21 protein-coding genes are annotated in these 17357 nt (G+C 50.7%); 14 read left to right on the top strand and 7 right to left on the bottom strand.

What is annotated here, in order from left to right; translation table 11 throughout:
- Positions 1-2 precede the first annotated feature (2 nt).
- A complete protein-coding gene (locus PKO01S_RS02980) occupies positions 3-1082 on the bottom strand; it encodes a LacI family DNA-binding transcriptional regulator (protein WP_307719803.1) in 1080 nt (359 codons plus the stop codon).
- Between the two features lie 312 nt (positions 1083-1394).
- On the opposite strand from PKO01S_RS02980, the gene PKO01S_RS02975 reads away from it, so the two are divergent.
- From PKO01S_RS02975 to PKO01S_RS02965, 3 genes are read left to right on the top strand one after another with little or no spacing between them, the layout of a single operon-like run.
- On the top strand, positions 1395-1730 hold the full coding sequence (locus tag PKO01S_RS02975) for a UxaA family hydrolase (RefSeq protein ID WP_127529803.1): 336 nt from the start codon (positions 1395-1397) through the stop codon (positions 1728-1730).
- Between the two features lie 6 nt (positions 1731-1736).
- Complete coding sequence (locus tag PKO01S_RS02970) at positions 1737-2903, top strand: UxaA family hydrolase (protein ID WP_127529802.1); 1167 nt, start codon at positions 1737-1739, stop codon at positions 2901-2903.
- A 21-nt stretch (positions 2904-2924) separates the two neighbouring features.
- The gene (locus PKO01S_RS02965; RefSeq protein ID WP_127529801.1) at positions 2925-3719 is read left to right on the top strand and encodes an SDR family NAD(P)-dependent oxidoreductase; all 795 of its coding nucleotides are present in this window, start codon (positions 2925-2927) and stop codon (positions 3717-3719) included.
- 40 nt (positions 3720-3759) lie between these two features.
- On the opposite strand, the gene PKO01S_RS02960 is transcribed toward PKO01S_RS02965, so the two are convergent.
- From PKO01S_RS02960 to PKO01S_RS02950, 3 genes are read right to left on the bottom strand one after another with little or no spacing between them, the layout of a single operon-like run.
- Positions 3760-4854: a Ger(x)C family spore germination protein gene (locus tag PKO01S_RS02960; RefSeq protein ID WP_127529800.1), complete on the bottom strand. Its 1095-nt coding sequence runs from the start codon at positions 4852-4854 to the stop codon at positions 3760-3762.
- Entirely contained in the window at positions 4851-5951 is a 1101-nt protein-coding gene (locus tag PKO01S_RS02955; RefSeq protein ID WP_127529799.1) for a GerAB/ArcD/ProY family transporter, read from the bottom strand. The genes PKO01S_RS02960 and PKO01S_RS02955 overlap by 4 nt, the downstream gene beginning before the upstream one ends.
- Positions 5948-7279: a spore germination protein gene (locus PKO01S_RS02950; RefSeq protein WP_127529798.1), complete on the bottom strand. Its 1332-nt coding sequence runs from the start codon at positions 7277-7279 to the stop codon at positions 5948-5950. Before PKO01S_RS02950 ends, PKO01S_RS02955 begins: the two co-directional genes overlap by 4 nt.
- A 184-nt stretch (positions 7280-7463) precedes the next feature.
- On the opposite strand from PKO01S_RS02950, the gene PKO01S_RS02945 reads away from it, so the two are divergent.
- A complete protein-coding gene (locus PKO01S_RS02945; protein ID WP_127529797.1) occupies positions 7464-8204 on the top strand; it encodes a class I SAM-dependent methyltransferase in 741 nt (246 codons plus the stop codon).
- The gene (locus PKO01S_RS02940; protein WP_127529796.1) at positions 8201-9253 is read left to right on the top strand and encodes an MBL fold metallo-hydrolase; all 1053 of its coding nucleotides are present in this window, start codon (positions 8201-8203) and stop codon (positions 9251-9253) included. Before PKO01S_RS02945 ends, PKO01S_RS02940 begins: the two co-directional genes overlap by 4 nt.
- A gap of 122 nt (positions 9254-9375) precedes the next feature.
- Here PKO01S_RS02940 and PKO01S_RS02935 read toward each other — a convergent pair whose 3' ends face one another.
- Positions 9376-9672 carry a chorismate mutase gene (locus tag PKO01S_RS02935; protein ID WP_127529795.1) on the bottom strand — a complete coding sequence of 99 codons (297 nt, stop codon included), beginning with the start codon at positions 9670-9672 and terminating at the stop codon, positions 9376-9378.
- A 245-nt stretch (positions 9673-9917) separates the two neighbouring features.
- Here PKO01S_RS02935 and PKO01S_RS02930 point away from each other — a divergent pair, with 245 nt between their 5' ends.
- The 6 genes from PKO01S_RS02930 to PKO01S_RS02905 all read left to right on the top strand — a co-directional run bounded on the left by PKO01S_RS02930 (position 9918) and on the right by PKO01S_RS02905 (position 13141).
- The gene (locus PKO01S_RS02930) at positions 9918-10673 is read left to right on the top strand and encodes a polysaccharide deacetylase family protein (RefSeq protein WP_127529794.1); all 756 of its coding nucleotides are present in this window, start codon (positions 9918-9920) and stop codon (positions 10671-10673) included.
- A gap of 24 nt (positions 10674-10697) precedes the next feature.
- Complete coding sequence (locus tag PKO01S_RS02925; protein WP_127529793.1) at positions 10698-11258, top strand: hypothetical protein; 561 nt, start codon at positions 10698-10700, stop codon at positions 11256-11258.
- Positions 11259-11530: 272 nt separating this feature from the next.
- Positions 11531-11884, top strand: a complete 354-nt coding sequence (locus tag PKO01S_RS02920; RefSeq protein WP_127529792.1) for a hypothetical protein — start codon at positions 11531-11533, stop codon at positions 11882-11884.
- A 57-nt stretch (positions 11885-11941) separates the two neighbouring features.
- The gene (locus PKO01S_RS02915) at positions 11942-12178 is read left to right on the top strand and encodes a hypothetical protein (RefSeq protein WP_127529791.1); all 237 of its coding nucleotides are present in this window, start codon (positions 11942-11944) and stop codon (positions 12176-12178) included.
- A 46-nt stretch (positions 12179-12224) separates the two neighbouring features.
- A complete protein-coding gene (locus PKO01S_RS02910) occupies positions 12225-12617 on the top strand; it encodes a DUF4279 domain-containing protein (RefSeq protein ID WP_127529790.1) in 393 nt (130 codons plus the stop codon).
- 110 nt (positions 12618-12727) lie between these two features.
- Positions 12728-13141 carry a hypothetical protein gene (locus tag PKO01S_RS02905; RefSeq protein WP_127529789.1) on the top strand — a complete coding sequence of 138 codons (414 nt, stop codon included), beginning with the start codon at positions 12728-12730 and terminating at the stop codon, positions 13139-13141.
- Positions 13142-13221: 80 nt separating this feature from the next.
- Here the strand turns inward: PKO01S_RS02905 and PKO01S_RS02900 are convergent, their stop codons facing one another.
- Both PKO01S_RS02900 and PKO01S_RS02895 read right to left on the bottom strand, forming a co-directional pair.
- A complete protein-coding gene (locus PKO01S_RS02900; RefSeq protein ID WP_127529788.1) occupies positions 13222-13512 on the bottom strand; it encodes a hypothetical protein in 291 nt (96 codons plus the stop codon).
- Positions 13513-13637: 125 nt separating this feature from the next.
- The gene (locus PKO01S_RS02895) at positions 13638-14090 is read right to left on the bottom strand and encodes a MarR family winged helix-turn-helix transcriptional regulator (RefSeq protein ID WP_164779452.1); all 453 of its coding nucleotides are present in this window, start codon (positions 14088-14090) and stop codon (positions 13638-13640) included.
- Between the two features lie 163 nt (positions 14091-14253).
- Between PKO01S_RS02895 and PKO01S_RS02890 the strand changes: the two genes are divergently transcribed.
- Genes PKO01S_RS02890 through PKO01S_RS02880 form a run of 3 tightly spaced genes read left to right on the top strand, consistent with a single transcriptional unit; the run spans position 14254 to position 17356 of the window.
- Positions 14254-15624: a UDP-glucose dehydrogenase family protein gene (locus tag PKO01S_RS02890; protein ID WP_218031449.1), complete on the top strand. Its 1371-nt coding sequence runs from the start codon at positions 14254-14256 to the stop codon at positions 15622-15624.
- Complete coding sequence (locus PKO01S_RS02885; protein WP_127529786.1) at positions 15621-16655, top strand: GDP-mannose 4,6-dehydratase; 1035 nt, start codon at positions 15621-15623, stop codon at positions 16653-16655. The genes PKO01S_RS02890 and PKO01S_RS02885 overlap by 4 nt, the downstream gene beginning before the upstream one ends.
- Positions 16649-17356 carry a glycosyltransferase family 2 protein gene (locus PKO01S_RS02880; protein WP_127529785.1) on the top strand — a complete coding sequence of 236 codons (708 nt, stop codon included), beginning with the start codon at positions 16649-16651 and terminating at the stop codon, positions 17354-17356. The genes PKO01S_RS02885 and PKO01S_RS02880 overlap by 7 nt, the downstream gene beginning before the upstream one ends.
- Position 17357: the final 1 nt, after the last annotated feature.

Here is a 17357-nt window from a genome sequence, read left to right as displayed (position 1 = left end):
GGCTACTGAGGCGGAGCGCCGGTAGAGCTTCCGATCATAAGCTCATTCTGCAGCACAAGCCGGCTCGGCGCCTCATTCGAACGCCCTTCGATTCGGTCGATCAGCATCTGAATTCCGAGTTCTCCGAATTTGTAAGCTGGCTGTACGGCTGATGTGAACAACGGATCGATGAGATCCCGGTAGCCGAGATCGTCAAAAGTCACGATCGAGATTTGACCTGGCACATCGATCGATCGGCGGCGAAACGATTGCAACAGCCCTAGCGCCGTTACGTTGTTGCCTGCGAGCACGGCAGTCGGCACCGGAGACAGAGAAAGCAGCCGCTCGGCGGCTGCTTCCATATCCTGCAGCCGGTAGCCAGTCTGAAGCACTAGTTCTTCATTGTAAGGAAGTCTATTCGCTTCCATCGCTTCCTTGAAGCCTTGATGCCGCTGGCGCGCGGTCGATACGTCGAACGTTCCGCCGACGAGCGCGACATGCTGATGGCCAAGCGACACCAAGTAATCGATCAGCTTACGTACTCCACTAATGCTGTCTCCGACGACTGAATCGCATAGGATGCCGGGCACGTCGCGGTCGAGCGCAACGTATGGCGTACCGTGCAGCGTGAGCGCTTCCAGATGGCCTTTCGAATCATCTCCGGCTGGCGTGAGCAGTACGCCGTCTACCCGCGTCGATAGAATCGTATCGATATATTCTTTCTCCTTCTCGGCATTCTCGTCGCTGTTGCCGAGCAGCAGCTTGTAGCCGAGCGATCGTGCGGCATCCTCTGCACCGCGCGCCACCGTCGTATAGAACGGATTCGTAATATCCGTGACGAGCAGCGAGACGATATTCGTTTTCTGAAGCACGAGTCCGCGCGCCATAGCATTGGGCACATAATTCAGTTCGGCCATGACTTGCCGGACTTTCATCCTCGTTTTATCGCTAATCCGTCCTGTATTATTAATGACACGCGAAACGGTCATTGCCGACACATTCGCATGCTTCGCGATATCATATATCGTAATCATCCCGTACCAACCTTCCGCTTGATATCCGTTCGAAGTAAGTAATAGATTAATCGTACCGAATTTCATCATTGACAGCAACCGTGACGCTTTGATACTTTTATGTTATCGGAAGGGTTATCGGTAACCCATTAGATCTTTAGTTCTAAATATTTCTTTATTTTTAGTTCTTTAGTTCTATGACTCTTTTGGTTTTTAAGTACTTTTAGCTTTTAAGTTCCTTTAACTCTTTTAACTTTGTTCTTATTAAGTTCATCAGAATCTTCAAGTCCATTAAACTCTTCTAGTTTTTTACTCTTTTAGCCTTTTAAGTTTTTAGTTGGTTTGGTTGCAGGACGCCATTATTTATTCAAATACGACTAATTGTCGTAAGGAGATGTTCATATGGGCAAAGCATGGGAGAGCGGAGCAGACGCTATCGTCATGGACGACCGAGATCACGTTGCGACCGCACTGCGCGAATTGTCGCCTGGCTTGACGATTACGTTCAAGCACGCGGGCGAAACCGTTCAACTCGAAGTCATGGAAGCGATTGCATTCGGACACAAAATTGCGGTTGCCGCAATCGAAGTAGGCGTGCATGTACGGAAATACGGTGAGGTAATCGGCCGTGCAACAGCTGTCATTCCGAAAGGCTGCCATGTGCACGTTCACAATATAGAGGGCATACGCGGGCGCGGCGACCAAGCTGCAGCGCCAGCTGCGGCGAAAGGGGAGTAACGGACAATGACTGTCAAAACGTTCAAAGGCTATGCGAGAGAGAACGGTGATTTCGGCATTCGCAATCATTTGCTCATTATTCCGACCGTTATCTGCTCGAATCAGGTCGTGAACCGGATTGCGCAGCTCGTACCGGACTCGGTAGCGATTCCGCATCAGCACGGCTGCAGCCAGATCGGTGCCGATAAAGACCGGACGTTCGACGTGCTTGCCGGAACCGGCATGAATCCGAATGTCGGAGCGGTGCTTATCGTCAGTCTCGGGTGCGAGGTTGTCGATCCGCAGCAACTGGCGGAGACGATTCGCGCGACAGGCAAGCCGGTCGAATTTTTTGATATCCAGAATGTCGGCGGGTCGGTCAAAGCGATTCAGCACGGTGCCGAAATCGCCCGCCGCTTGCGTGCGGAGCTCGACCGTACAAAGATGGTCGACGTGCCGTACAGCGCACTGCGCGTCGGCGTGAAGTGCGGCGGCTCGGATGCGACGAGCGGACTTGCTTCGAACCCGGCGCTCGGCGTTGCGGCGGATACAGTGATCGGCGAAGGCGGCAGCATCGTCATCGGCGAGACGACGGAGATTATCGGCGCAGAGCATATTCTCGCCGAGCGGTGCCAAGACGAGAACGTATCGGCGAAGCTGTACGAAATCGTCCACCGGTTCGAGCGGGAAGTCGAGAAAGTCGGAGCGGATATGCGGGGCGGCAATCCGAGCCCGGGCAACATCGCGGGAGGCTTATCGACGATTGAAGAGAAATCGCTCGGCTGCATCAGCAAGTGCGGTACAGCGCCGATTCGCGCCGTTATCGAATATGCCGAACAGATTCCGAATGGCGGGCTTTATTTCATGGACTCCCCGGGCAACGATATCGAATGCGTCTCCGGTATGGCGGCGGGTGGCGCGCATATCGTCTGCTTTACGACTGGACGCGGGACGCCGACGGGCGCAGCCGTCAGTCCGGTCATTAAAATAACGGCTAATCAGCGGATGTACGACCGGATGTCGGACAATATGGATGTCAACGTCAGCGGCTTGCTGACAGGTGAGCTTGATTTGGCCGAGGCGGGTGCATTGATCGGCAACGAAATTTTTGAAGTGGCGGCAGGGAAGCTGACGAAAGCCGAAATTCTTGGCCATCAGGAATTCAGCATTAACCGGATCGGACCAAGCTTGTAATCATCGAAGGGAGATAAGAGGATGCAGCGTTTATTGGATAAAATATCGCTTGTAACAGGCGGCAGCCGCGGAATTGGCGAGGCGATCGTCATCCGTCTGGCCGAGGAAGGCTCGGACGTCGCCATTAACTATACGTCGGAACGTTCCGCCGTGCTGGCGGAATCCGTCAAAGCAAAGGTGGAGGCGCTCGGACGCCGAGCCCTTATCGTTCGTGGCGACGTTGGTAAGAAGGACGATGTCGAAGCGATGTTCGAACAGGTGGAGCGCGAGCTTGGACCTGTCGATATTCTGGTTAACAATGCCGGCATCGCGCCGTTCGAGCCGTTCATGAGCGCGACCGAGGAGACGTGGGACCGGACGATCGATACGAATTTAAAGTCGATTTTCTTATGCTCGCAGCGGGCGGCAAGAGGGATGATCGAACGCAGACGGGGCAAAATCGTCAACGTGCTCTCGACGGCAAGTCTTGTCGTGACGAGCCCGGTCATTCCGCATTATCAAGCGTCGAAAGCCGGCGCCCATATGCTGACCAAGGGAATGGCCATCGAGCTTGGCCGGTATAACGTAAACGTCAATGCGGTTGGACCGAGCACCGTAGACACGGATATGTGTAACGATTTCCTTGGAACGCCCGGCATGCGGGAGAAGGAAGAGCAGGCGAATCCAATGAAACGGCTAGGCACCGCGCGCCAGATCGGCGATGCGGTCGTCTTCCTCGCTTCGGAAGAAGCGATGCAGATCAACGGTCATCTGCTTATGGTCGATGGAGGTTTGAGCGTGAAGGCGGCCCAGCCGGAAGACCATATGGAACGGTAATGGAGGTTTCACAAAAGACAGGGCATTCAAGTCGTTGCTTTTACTTGATAAGCCCCGTTCCATCGATTTTGACCGACGTGCGGACTTCGAATTTCGCGTTCGGATACAGCTTCACCCACCGGTTCCATGTTGCATCGGAACCCCTATGCATGGCCCGGTAACGCAGGCCGAATCCGAACGGATCGACGCCTGTGTTTCTTATTTTGTCGAGCATCGTTTCTGCCTTCGTTGAATACTGATCGCTGAATGCCTTCTCGATCTGTCTCCAATCGCTGTTATACAGCCCTCTAGGCGCTTGCTCCAGAATGCAGCGGAGCCGGACTTTCATTCGAATGACCGCCTGCCCGTTCTGTTCAATAATCCGATAGCTCCGGTGAATCCCGGTCAGCAAAGCGACGATCGGTTTCCCTTTGTACGTGGCCATAATCGAGGACTTCTTAAACTGAGTGCTCAGTTGGTTATACATTTGCGTTTCTTCATTGCTTAGCGTCAGTTTCACCTTCTGTTTGTCCAGAAAAGCGACCTTGCTGATCATATACGTCATATGATCCCGCTTGATAACGGGAAGAAACGGATCCAAGCCCCTCTCCGTGTACCGGCGCTCAAGGTCGAACAAAAACATCTGAAGCGTAAAAGGTGAATCCGTTCCTTCTGTCCCAAAGCTCAGAAAGAGCGAGTTGCCGGGATACCGTTCAGACGGCGGGTTCGCATTCATCACATCTTCCGCAGAAGGCTTGCCGACAGCAACAGTAGCGATGCTCTGAATGTCGCGTCTGCGAATCATCCAAGTCAGCGCCTCAACGTAATCGCTCTGAACTAGAGACTCTCCAAGTACGATGACTTTGCAATGGCCGAAGTCGATCTCCTTATCTACATGGCCTTTGAGCAGGCGTACGCCTTCGGCAATCGTTGCCGTATCGATGGACTCGAGCTGCGATTTGGACGCGCCGGGTTCGGCTTTCGGTGAAGGGATTGCGAGCCGCAGCGTAATCCGGTACGGTTTATCCGCATTGCTCGTCCGATCGATGCCGGCTGCTACGACGAAAAATCTTTTGTCGATATCCTTGAACCCGCATCCCTGCATCAACAAGGACAGCATGATGAAGGCCACGCAGGCGGTGCAGAATCGTCTCAAGCCGCTCCCCTCCTCAAGAGTGTATGCACAACGATCCAGATGACAAGCCCGTATTCCGAGAACATCCGAATGATCAGCCAGTAGGACGTAAATTCGGTCAAATGTTTCTCGTTGAGCAAATACAGCGCAGCGACCGTAATGACCGCGAATACGGATACGATGACGTAATTGCTTCGCGGGACCGGATGCTCATCGATCGACGGCTTGTACTTCGGAAAGCAGCTCTTGATCATTTCCATCGCCTGATGCCAGCCCGAAGCGGTATAGATAAGCGTCAAATTCAAGTACAGAATCAGGAAGACGAATAGGACCCGTTCAATAAAGCCGTATTCCATTGCGAGCGAGTCGGACGTGGCGGACCATACATAGAGGTATGAGGATACGCCGTCTATCCCATGAAGGCCGATCGGAATGAAATATGTGGTCGCCAGTACGCCGATGCCGAACACGGGCAGCAGATATCCGCGCTTGAATTTGTAGTTAGGCGGCAGCACGCGGTTATAAATGGACAGGTTCAGATAGCCGGTAAAAATAAATGTCGCGGCAGCGAGCGGCGCGAGCTTCGGCATCGATTGCACGTAATTGCTGGCGGTACGAATAGCATCCCAATTCATCTGATCGCTGCCGCCTGCCTTCACGAGCAGCATGACAATAAGCGGCACATTCAGCAGCAGCATAATTTCCATGATGAATAGCATGCTGAGCGTCGAGCGGGTTGCAGCATACAGGCAGATGACGCACATGACGCCTAGAATAACAAGCACGTTCGCGTCCGGATTGAAGAACCGGTTGATCAAGACGGCGTACGCATCGACCGTAATGCTGGCAGCAGAGAACCACATCAGCGCGAAAAACAGAAATGCCGGAACCGTTACCCATCGCGGATAGTTCTCGTTCAAGATTTCCGGTACGCCCTTGCCGGGATATTTGGTTATGGTGCGAATAAATACAATGCCAAATAAGGGACCGATCACCGCGGCAGCGATAAGAGACGATACCGCTCCATGGTACCGGTATTGGAATAAGATATTCGGCACGAACAGCATCAGGTTCAACAGGCTCACCATGACGAAGTTGTACATCACGTAACGGTTCATCGGGCGTTCACCTGGCCGATGTCGCCTTCTTTCTTCGTAATGTTGCCGAGGAACCGGAAGTAAGGCTTACCGAAGCTGCGCAGTTGGCACAAATACACGATGTAAATGAACAACCCGAAAGCAACGCCCATAATGCCGAAGAAGATCGATAGGACGATGAGCGGGTATTTCAAGAAACGGATCGCATACGACATGGATGCGATAGGGACGACGAAGTTCGATATCGCAACGACGGACGTTACGATGATCATGATGCTGCTGACGAGACCTGCTTGCTGGGCGGCTTGACCGAGAATGAGACCTCCGACTGTCGTCGCGGTCGAGCCGACGTACCTCGGCAGCCTCGCGCTTGCTTCGATCAGCGCTTCGATGAGAAACAGCATCAGAAACACCTCGATGAACGAAGGATACGGGACGGCAGACCGGCTGCCTGCAATGGAGAATGCAAGCTGAACGCGGAACAGTTCTGGGTTGTACGAAACGACGGATATGTATAGGGCCGGCAGCGTCGTCGTGAGCAGTATAGACAAGTAACGAAGCGCGATTAGAAAATTGGTCATCCACAGCGATTCATATTTATCTTCCATCGCGTGCATGAAGTCGAAGAAGTTGGCCGGCAGAATAAGCGCGAACATGCTGCCGTGCAGCAGAAGCACTAATTTGCCTTGACTGAGCGCTCTTGCCACTCGGTCAGGACGTTCGGTAATGATCATCGTCGGGAACAACGCGCGCCGCGGCGATGACAGTTCTTTCTCTAGCTCGCCGACGGCGCCGATCATTTCGTGCGTGACTTCCTTTAATCGGTTACGTATATTCGCTAATAAAGTTGGATCGACGCGGCGCTGATCGTACAGCAGCAGCATACGGGTCATCGACAGCGTGCCGACGGTGCCTTCTTCGATCTTGAGCTCTGCGGAAGGATAGCGGGAGCGAATAAGGTTCATCGAGTCAATCAGGTCTTCGCTGAGCGCTGTCTGCGGTCCTTGCACGGAGCTTTCGACTTCCGCAATCGGATTCTGGTTGCGGATAACACGGGCTGCGTCCAGCATGTATATGGCGTTCTCCAGCTTCACTAGGACGAAGCCTCTCAGCAAGTTGCCTGCCCAGCGCGCGGGGTCTTCGATTTTTTTGAACGAAGGGTTCGTCTCTAGAATCGTCTTGAACGACTGCTCTTCCTTCGTGAACGGAACGAGGATGTAGTCGCTCACTTTGCTCTCGTCGACGAGGGAACCGATGTACGCCACTTCGAGCGTAAACTCGCGATTATGTATCCGGTGCGTGTTCAAGTCTTTAGCTTCGGCGAATAACGTCGTAATGCGGTGCAACATGCGATAGCCTCCTTCTTCCGATGCTGGTTATAATTAGTAGGATGTACAGCGGGGCGGAAATTATGTCCGTGAATTGACCTTTGCCCGCTGTGCCTCAGATGAAGTACAATAATTCGGATGGGGTTGTCCGAATATAGGCGAAGTTTCGGAATCTGAGGCTTCGAGCAGTTAGGAGATACGGTTCATGGGAGAATGGTTCGAACGGAGCTTCGGCTCTGATTATATGGTTGTATATAAACACCGCAATTGGGAGCAGGCGAACCGCGAAGTAAAGCAGTTGTGCGAGTGGGCGAAGCTGCCTGCCGGCATGGAATTGCTGGACATCGGCTGCGGCATGGGGCGGCATGCGCTGGCACTTGATGAGCTAGGGTATCAAGTAAGCGGAATGGATTTGTCGCTGCCGCTGCTGGAGCAGGCTAGAAAACAAGACGTGAGCAGCCGGGTCAACTGGAAGCAAGGCGATATGCGCAAACTTCCGTATGCGGACGGTACGTTCGGAGCGACGGTTAACTTGTTCACGTCTTTCGGCTATTTCAATGAAGAAGACAACGCGGGCGTTCTTAAGGAGCTGCGCCGGGTGCTTCGTCCGGGCGGCACGTTCGTGATCGATTTCTTGAACGCGCCTTATGTAGAGCGGACGCTGGTGCCGCTGTCCGAGAGGGTAGATGAAGAGACGGGATGGACGATTCGGGAGGAACGCCGGATCGAGGACGGTGCCGTCTGCAAGACGATTACGATTACGGAGCCGTCAGGCGAAGAGCGCTGTTATGAAGAGCGAGTGAAGCTCTATGGTCTCGAGTGGTTCAAGCAAGCGATCGCCGCGGCAGGTTTACGGCTTGAGCGGACTGCGGGGGCATACGATGGAAGTCCTTATCAGATTGATCAATCATTAAGACTGATTATGAGCGGGAGTGTAGCGGAATGACAGCGGAGCAGGAGCATCCAACAGCAGGCAGCAATGGCGGTCCGGCAGGCGGACAGCCGGCGAACGTGAAGCGCTGGCCGAATGGATGGCTGCAGGTGAAGGTTCCGCTTCCATTTGCGTTGAAATATGTGAATGCTTATGTCGTGCCGGAGCCGGAAGGCGGCTATACGCTGATCGATCCCGGGTTGAATACGCCGGAAGCGGTCGCAGCTTGGGACGAGGCGCTGGAGCGGGAAGGGATTCGCGATGAACAGATCGTTCGAATCGTTCTGACCCATCAGCATCCGGACCATTACGGACTTGCTGGACTGTTCCAAGAGCGGTCTGGAGCGCCGGTCTGGATGACAAAGCCGTCGCACCAATATGCCCTTCGGATGTGGGGGCAGGAGCGGGAGCTTGGCGCGAAGCTGTCGGCGGTGTTCGAGCTGCATGGCATGCCGGCCGTTCTGCGTGAAGGAATCGCGGACAACTTGGAGAGCTTCGTCGCGAACGTATCGCCTCAGCCCAAGGTGGAGTATATGGAGGCCGGTCAGCCATTCCGGTTCGGCGGTATCGAATGGACGACGCTCGACGCGCCGGGCCATGCGAGCGGGCACATTCTGTTCTATGACGCTGCGAGCCGGACGATCGTATGCGGTGATCAGGTCATGCCCGACATTACGCCGAACGTAAGCATCGTGCCGGATGAACTGGACGATCCGCTTGCGGCATTCCTAGATAGTTTGCTTCAGTTGAGCCGGCTGGACGTCGGGATGGCGTTTCCAGGACACCGAGAGCCGTTCGTAGATTTTGTGGTGAGGTGTAACGAGCTGATCCGCCATCACGAGCGCCGTCTGGACAAAATGGTTCAACTGCTTCAGGAGCAGGAGAACCAGTCGGCGACCGGCTTCGAGGTGTGCGAATTGCTGTTCGGCGCCCGTCTGCGCACGAATATGCATAATCTCCGCTTCGCCATGGCGGAGACGCTTGCGCATTTGGTCCACCTGGAGAAGCAGGGGCGAATTGAGCTTGCGGAGCGGGACGGATGCGCGGTGTACCGGGCGAAGTAAGTTCTAGCGCTCGCGCATGCAGGAGTGTAATAAGCAATAAGAAGGCGCGTCAGTCTAATCCCGCAGCAGGCGAGAAAGGATTGGTGCGCTTTTTTGTCGAGATCGTCATAAGATTGCTGTCATTAAGGTTTTCTAGTTGAGGCAGCATCTCGACGAATTTCTTGATGCCGTATAATAACTAAATCCATCAGTTGTCTGTAGAGTTGAGTTGCAGCCTTGCTGTCCATGCCGTACCTTTCAGCGAGATGTTCGACTTTGTTGAAAATACGAGATTCGCGGTCAACGTCTTGGACATTCATATCCTCTTTCGCTTTTATTTTGCCTACTTCTTCAATTAATTTAAACCGCTGTGCGAGCCGCTCGATGATTTGTTCATCCAGCTGGTCTATCTGCTTCCGAAGGTCTTCTAATGTTGCCATCGCGTTAAACACTCCTTATTCAACTGAGCTTTAGTGCTTTTATGCTTTTGTGCACTGAAGTAATTGAACTATAACATATCTGCTTAAACGATTGGAAATTTTTTTATGGAAAATAATGATGGGTAGGCGGTGCGGCATGCACGATCGTGAGAATGAACTAGAGGGACAGATCCAGGAAGTGTTGGTGCCGATGCTTAAGCGGTAGCTTCGGGTAACGAAGGAAATTAGAAGGTGGTTAATTGTATATGAAAACGAAATGGATATGGGCAGCCATTGTGTTGCTATTAACATCCTGCGCTCAGGTTAAAGATGCTGCGAATCCATCCCTTACGGGGCCTGATTCAAACAAGATGGATCGGCTGGACTATAACATTACGGAGGCCGATTATACGTCGGGGAATATGTCGATCAAATACCCTCAGATCACGGGGCTGGACGATGCAGGCAGACAGAACAAGATCAATGAACTGATCCGGAATGAGAGTCTAAAAGTTTTACACTATTACACTGATCCGGGCAACCAAGGCATTCCCGACAATTTGGACTTAGATATCACTTACCAGATTGCATTGAAAGATGCGAATCGATTAAGCATTCAATACGCTGGTTTAGGTGATGTGGCTGGGGCAGCCCACCCGAACAATCTTTTCTATACAACCAATATAGATCTCGCCAATGGGACGAAATTACGGCTGAATGACGTTGTAGTTATAGATGAGCATTTTATCGATAAGTTGTGGAATGGACAATTTACAGTACCGGAGCATACGGCGGCGAGTAAATCAGACATTGTAGACGCATTAAAGATGTGGTCCAAAAGCGAGCTGCTGCAGCAGTTCAACCATTCTGATTCTTTAGATGAAATCGGAACAGCCAGCCAGAGTGATATTTTTAGTTATTTTACGAAAGATTCAGTAGGCATCAGCATCCCTGTTAGTCACGCGCTAGGCGACCACGCGGAATTCGAGATCAAGTATAGCGATTTGGAACTTAAAAAATAGATCACACTTCGAGAGGTTGAAAATATGCAATTTACTTTCGATCATTTAGGCGCTTATAAGCGGGGAAGACTCTGGCTGGATGAGTCGCCGTTATTGCCATATTCATCACAGAGCACGGTAGAGAAAACATTTATTCAAAAAAACGGCCTTCAATCCAGTCCATGTCGCTTAACCATCGAACTTGTATTGAGAGCGGGTATGATTAGTAAATATGCTTTTATTGGCGTAACCTATAGCCCTTCTAACGAAGGGAAGCTAGTCGTGAAGGCAGAGGTTGGACACGAGAATGGTACGATTATTGAAGATATAATCGCGCTGAAGCCTGATGAGGTTCGATTAGGTATTCCAGAGGAATATATCACCGCAATAGTAGACGAGATTCATAAGCTTGTCTCTGATGCGAACGATCTCCTGCCTTCCGGAACATTAATCATTCATACAGGTGCCCATGGCTTAGTGGGGTCAAGTCAGATGAGTTTTAGAAAAGCGATAAGAGTGGTTTTGAATTTATTGACGCATGGTGATCTAAATAACGGTACGGAAATTAGAGACCTCATTACGAAAGAGCTGAACATCCCCTTCTAATTAGATCTTTGTTGAAATTATGAATAGAGATATCTTTAATGTGAAAGCAGGATTTATTCAACATTTTATTATGCGTTTGGTCAAAGGCGATTACGCGGTGAACATCACGGCTGCAGGCACGTACACGGTACCCTTCTCAATCGGATGGTTGGGGAGGGCTATTTTTTTCTTTTTAGAAATGGGGGAAGTGCCTTATGATGTGTATATCTGGAAGTAGGGCGGGTGATCCCGTTGGAAATCGACAATGAGAGAGGATTGGAGGGGGATTCAAGATGACCGAATTCGATTCTTTAATGACGGATTTCTATCAGAAACACAAAAAGTATCACTGCTTACAATCATTCAATCTGCATCGCGATCTAAGTGGGCTTGGCGATCCGGAATATACGTTGGAAGTTATTTTGTGTGACTATCCATGTTACGAGGGAGATCAGAAATTTCGGATTACCTTCGGAGGTGTGAGAGATATCAAAGTGGGATATCTTGAGGGGATGTTTGCATTGTACTTCAACATTTATGACGTTAGAGACCACCAACTGCAAGGCATCAAATACCGAGTTGCTGAGGAAGAGGAAGCAATGTTTTCGTTTTATTGCGAGAGCTTTGAATATGAAATCATAGAATGAGTAGGAGCGTTAGGAGCTTCTAGTTGATCAATATAATGATAACTTGGAGGAATCGCGATGAGTTACGATGTTCATATTATTAAGTCTGAACACTGGTTCATGAGTAATGAGCGGCCCATTACAGAAATTGAGTTTACGCAGGTTATAAAGCATCTTAAAGATCTGCCAGTCTTTTATCAAGATGGCAGACTAACTTTGTGCGGAGCGAATAAGCCAGCAATTGAAGTGCTCATTGCTGCTGCTAATAAGATAGGCGCCAAGGTTCAAGGAGACGAAGGGGAATATTACGATTAAGAGTTAAAGATGATGCTGTAGATAGTTGCTGGAGGTGTGAGGATATTTGATTAAGGGAAGTTGTTCACTCGTGGTTTCATCGACTGATCCAGTTGATTTTGAATTGATAAGTTCTATATTAAATGTTGATCCGACGAGGGTCGTCAACAAGGAGCAGATGGTAGGAGGTAAATCTGCACCTAAAAATATTTGGAGATATGACGTTAAATTCAAGGAAAAAACGCCAGACGAAGCATTAATGGAACTTTTGGATCTGTGTGTTAATCGTAAAGAAACGCTGCTGTCTTTAAAGCAACAATATGAATTATCAATAAAACTATTTATTAGATCAGATTTTGGTCAACTAGGGTATACATTGCCTGCAAGTGTTATTAAGAGCCTAGCTCAACTTGAAGTTGATTTAGAAACTCATATTTTATCTTTTGGTGGAGTGGAATGATTAGAGAATACAGATGATGTAAGAGCTGTATGAGTAAACTATTTGCCTTCTTTACTCGTTCATAGTGTTAAATGATGTAAGGGGACGTGCTTCATTCGATGCGGCAGGTAATGAAGCTATATCTCGGATTTACCGTTGTTATTTTAATGCTGAGCATGTTGAATGGTTGCATAAGCAAATCCAAATATCCCATGGGAAAAGATACGGTGGAGGAAACCGGAGGCGGGAAATTCCAGATAGGGAGATATCCCGATGATCTGAAACTGGAAATTTATAATGATAACCTTGAAATGACGATATTGGATTATCATGTGGCAGACTATAGAAAACGGCACGGAGTTTTATATATAATTGGCGATACTTTTGCTGTCGTGAACGGTAAAACTAATACTTGTAAAATATACTCGAAATCCGGTCAAAAGATATACGGAAAATTGGAGAATGAAAAGTTTATAACCTACTTGGATAGCTATGACAGCTTCTCTGATGCTGAGAAAAAGGTTTTTGATGAGATGAAGAGATAACAATCTAAGAGGACCGCCTTACTCGATGGAATGGTTGAAAAAAAACCGCAACCAGCCTCCCGGCCGGTTGCGGTTCCCCGTTAAAACTTCGCGTAATCGAACTTATCGCTGCCCGCGTCGAACTTCATGAGCGGCAGCTTCTCCAGCACGACCAATACTTTGTGCTCGCCAAGCGAATAAGCGATCGCTGTCCCGCCCGTATCGGTGTTCACTACCGTTCCACTCGTCAAGATGCCCTCCAGCTTCAACATGGAGGCGGTTTCTTTAACAAGGTTGGCAATATGCTCAAGGTTCGGCTCGTTAAGCGAAATCGTATGAATCGGTGAATTATTCACGTAGATTGTCGTTAGGGTCATATAGGCTCTCGTCATCTGGAAGCATCATCCTTCGCGTCATATTGTTAGGAAGTGAGGTCGTGCTGCTTCTATTCTAACAGAGAGCCGGGATTTACACAGCATTAAAAAAGAGTTTCGAGCATATCTATGAACAAATCCAATTATAGCTCCCGGTTCCGCTCATAGTAGTAATGAAACGTCTTGGTCAGCAGCTCCGCCAGCTTCATGCTGTCATCCGCGCCGAGATGGTCGATTAACCCGTCAATCGATTCATTCAGCTGCTCATCTGCTTCCATCGCGATTTGCCTTCCTTTATCGGTAAGCTCGATGCCGACAGACCGTTTGTCATCCGGATCTACGGTGCGTTCTACAAGCTCGGATTCGATCAACCGTTTCATCAATTGCGTAATGGTAGGGGTGGTGACCATCATTTTTTTGCCTATGTCGGATACTTTCATTTTCGGAACTCCGGCTTTCTCACTTTCCATTATGCTGAACAGAACACGAATCTCGCTCCGGTTGAAACCGCGGATCGTCCGCTGGCGCCATTCGGCCTTGGAGAAAAGCAGGAACGCATCGTGCAGCTGTTGTATCGTTAATGAATTATTCGGCATGTTGAAATCAAATCCCATCTCAATCTGAATTTGTACAAGCTTATTATACTTGAATTATGCGAAACGGTTCATTATTATATTAATAGTTAAGTTAGTAAACTAATTATCTCGCTCATCGTAAATGAAAGTCAAGCAGCACCAAGAAGATGAGGTGAATATGACGATGATAACAATTGGAATAATCGGTACAGGGTACGTAGGGCTCGTCCACGGCGCGGTTCTTGCTCATTATGGTTTCCAAGTGACGTGCATGGATGTCGATGATTACAAAATAACCCGTCTGCGCGAAGGTGAATCTCCGATTTATGAGCCAGGCTTGGATAAACTGCTTAAGGAAGGGCTTCAATCAGGCGCGTTGTCGTTCACGACAAGTGCCGAGCAAGTCGTTCACAACAGCGATGTAATCTTCATCGCGGTCGGAACGCCTTCGAAGATGGACGGCAGCGCGGATCTTCGTTATGTCCGGGAAGCGGCGCTTTCGATTGCGCAATATGCGGACCGGGACAAGCTCGTCGTGTTAAAGTCGACACTGCCTGTAGGCACTTGCGGAACGTTCCAACGCTACTTCGACAGCGCTGTTGCCGGCAGTGGTGCAGCCTATCGGATCGAGGTGGCATCGAACCCGGAATTTTTGCGGCAGGGTCAAGCCGTGAGTGATGCATTGTCGCCGTCCAGAGTCATTATCGGGACCGAATCCGAGCATGCAGAGCGGCTGCTCCAGTCGGTCTATTCGGTGCATGCCGATGCGGGCATCCCGTTCCTCTGCACGAATCTGGAGTCGGCAGAGATGATTAAATACGCAGCTAATTCGTTCTTGGCGGTCAAAATATCGTTCATCAACGAAATGGCGCTGCTGGCCGAGAAGGTCGGGGCGAACATTTCGCATATCGCGCAAGGAATGGGTATGGACGAACGGATATCGCCCCACTTCTTGCAGGCGGGCCCGGGATATGGAGGCAGCTGCTTCCCGAAAGATACGCAGGCGCTCGTCGACGTCGGCAGACGAAGCGGCGAAGAGCTTTATGTTGTACAGGCTGCTATCGCTGCGAATAAGAAACAGAAGCAGACGATGCTTGACCGCATAAGCGAGACGCTCTCTTATGGCGGTTCCTTGAAAGGCAGGACGATCGCCGTCTGGGGGCTGGCCTTCAAGCCGGACACCGACGACATTCGCGAGACGCCAAGCTACGATGTCATTCAGGGACTGAGCGGCAAAGGAGCGGCGATTCGCGTCTATTGCCCGCAAGGAATGAAGCAAGCAGTGCGGTTATGGCCAGATCTGAACCCATCGATCGAATACTGCATCAGCGAAGAGGAAAGCGCCATTCAAGCGGATGCCATCGTCATCATGACCGAATGGGAGCAATTTCGCAGAGTCGATTGGAACGCTATTGCAGGCAGCATGCGCAGCAGCTTTTTATTTGATTGCCGCAACATGTTCGGACAGGATAAGGCTGTTCGCGGCCGCTTCCATTACTATGGAGTCGGAGACGGCTCGGATCGGCGGCATTATACGCTGCGGGAGGCTCAATGAGAACGTATTGCGTAACCGGAGGAGCGGGTTTTATCGGCTCCCATTGGTGCGAGAGGCTGCTCAGCCTTGGGCACCGTGTCGTTTGCATCGATAATTTCGCGGATTTTTATGATTATAAGATCAAGATAAGCAACGTGCTTCAGAGTACCGGAACGAAGCGTGCCTTCCCTTACAGGAATAAGAAAGAGGACTTGAGCAGGCTGCCAGACTTCGTGAACGGGCCCGCATATAAGCTTGTCGTGGCGGATATCCGCCATTCAGACGAATTGGAAGCGATATTCGAGCAGGAGCGAATCGATGCGGTCATTCATCTGGCGGCGATGGCTGGCGTGAGGCCGTCGATCGATAATCCGCTGCTCTACGAGGACGTGAACGTTCGGGGGACGATGCAGGTGCTCGAAGCGATGCGTAAGCATGGCGTACGCAAATGGCTGTGCGCCTCTTCGTCGTCTGTATACGGCAATCAGTTGAAGGTGCCGTTCTCCGAGCAGGATGTCGTGGACCGGAGCATCTCGCCGTATGCGGCAACGAAGAAATCATGCGAAGTGGTCGGGCACACGTATCACCATCTTTATGGTATCGATACGATCATGCTTCGATTTTTTACCGTGTATGGTGCTAGGCAGCGGCCGGATCTCGCCATCTATAAATTTACCCGCATGCTGGACCATGGCGAGGAACTGACCGTGTACGGCGACGGGTCGACTAGGCGTGATTATACGTATATTGACGATATTATCGACGGAATGCTCGGTGCTCTTCATTATGTAGAAAGTCGTGAACCTGTATATGAAATCGTCAATTTGGGTACGAATCATACCATAGAGCTTGCTGAGCTTGTTCAGACTATTGAGAACGAGCTCGGGCGCAAAGCGAACATTCGCAGGCTGCCGAAGCAGCCTGGGGACGTCGAGAAAACCTATGCGGATATTACAAAAGCGAACCGGTTGTTCGGATATGAACCTAAGACTCAGCTTGCGCAAGGGATAACCCGGTTCGTTACATGGTACAGGAGTGAGTGCGTATGGTAAGACTGTCAATCGTAGCGCCGATCTATAACGAAGAGGACAATATTCGGCCGCTGCATGAAGCGATTACGAATGCGGTGAGAGGACGGGTTGAAAGCTACGAGATCGTGCTTGTCAACGACGGAAGCAAGGACCGCAGCGCAAGCCTGCTGAATGAACTTGCGCAGGAAGATCCGGCCGTGAGGGTCATTCATTTCGAATCAAACTGCGGGCAGACGGCCGCGATCTATGCCGGACTTAAACAGTCGGTTGGAGAATTGATTGCGCTCATCGATGCCGATCTGCAGACGGATCCGCGCGATATTTTCAAGCTGATGCCTTATATTCCGCAGATGGATTTCGTGAACGGCAAACGGGTGCGCCGGCAGGACACGCTCGTGAAGAAGGTTTCTTCCCGCGTCGGCAACGGCGTGCGCAATTGGCTGACCGGCGACAGCATCTACGATACGGGCTGTCCGATGAAGCTGATGAAGCGGGAGGTCGCGGACAGCTATTATTTGTACGAAGGGATGCACCGGTTTCTGCCGACGCTTGCGAAGATCAACGGCTTCAAGGTGATCGAGGTTGCTGTGTCGCATCATGAAAGGCAGTTCGGCGTGTCCAAGTACGGTGTGTTTAATCGGGCATTCGTCGGGTTGATGGATGCAATCGTCATCGGCTGGCTGCGCAAACGGGTCATCCGCTACCAGATTAAGGGCCAATAGG

It is taken from the genome of Paenibacillus kobensis NBRC 15729, from assembly GCF_004000825.1.
GTDB classification, from domain to species: domain Bacteria; phylum Bacillota; class Bacilli; order Paenibacillales; family Paenibacillaceae; genus Paenibacillus_T; species Paenibacillus_T kobensis.
The sequence above is the reverse complement of the archived record's forward strand: the minus strand, read 5'-3'. Positions and strand labels throughout refer to the sequence as shown.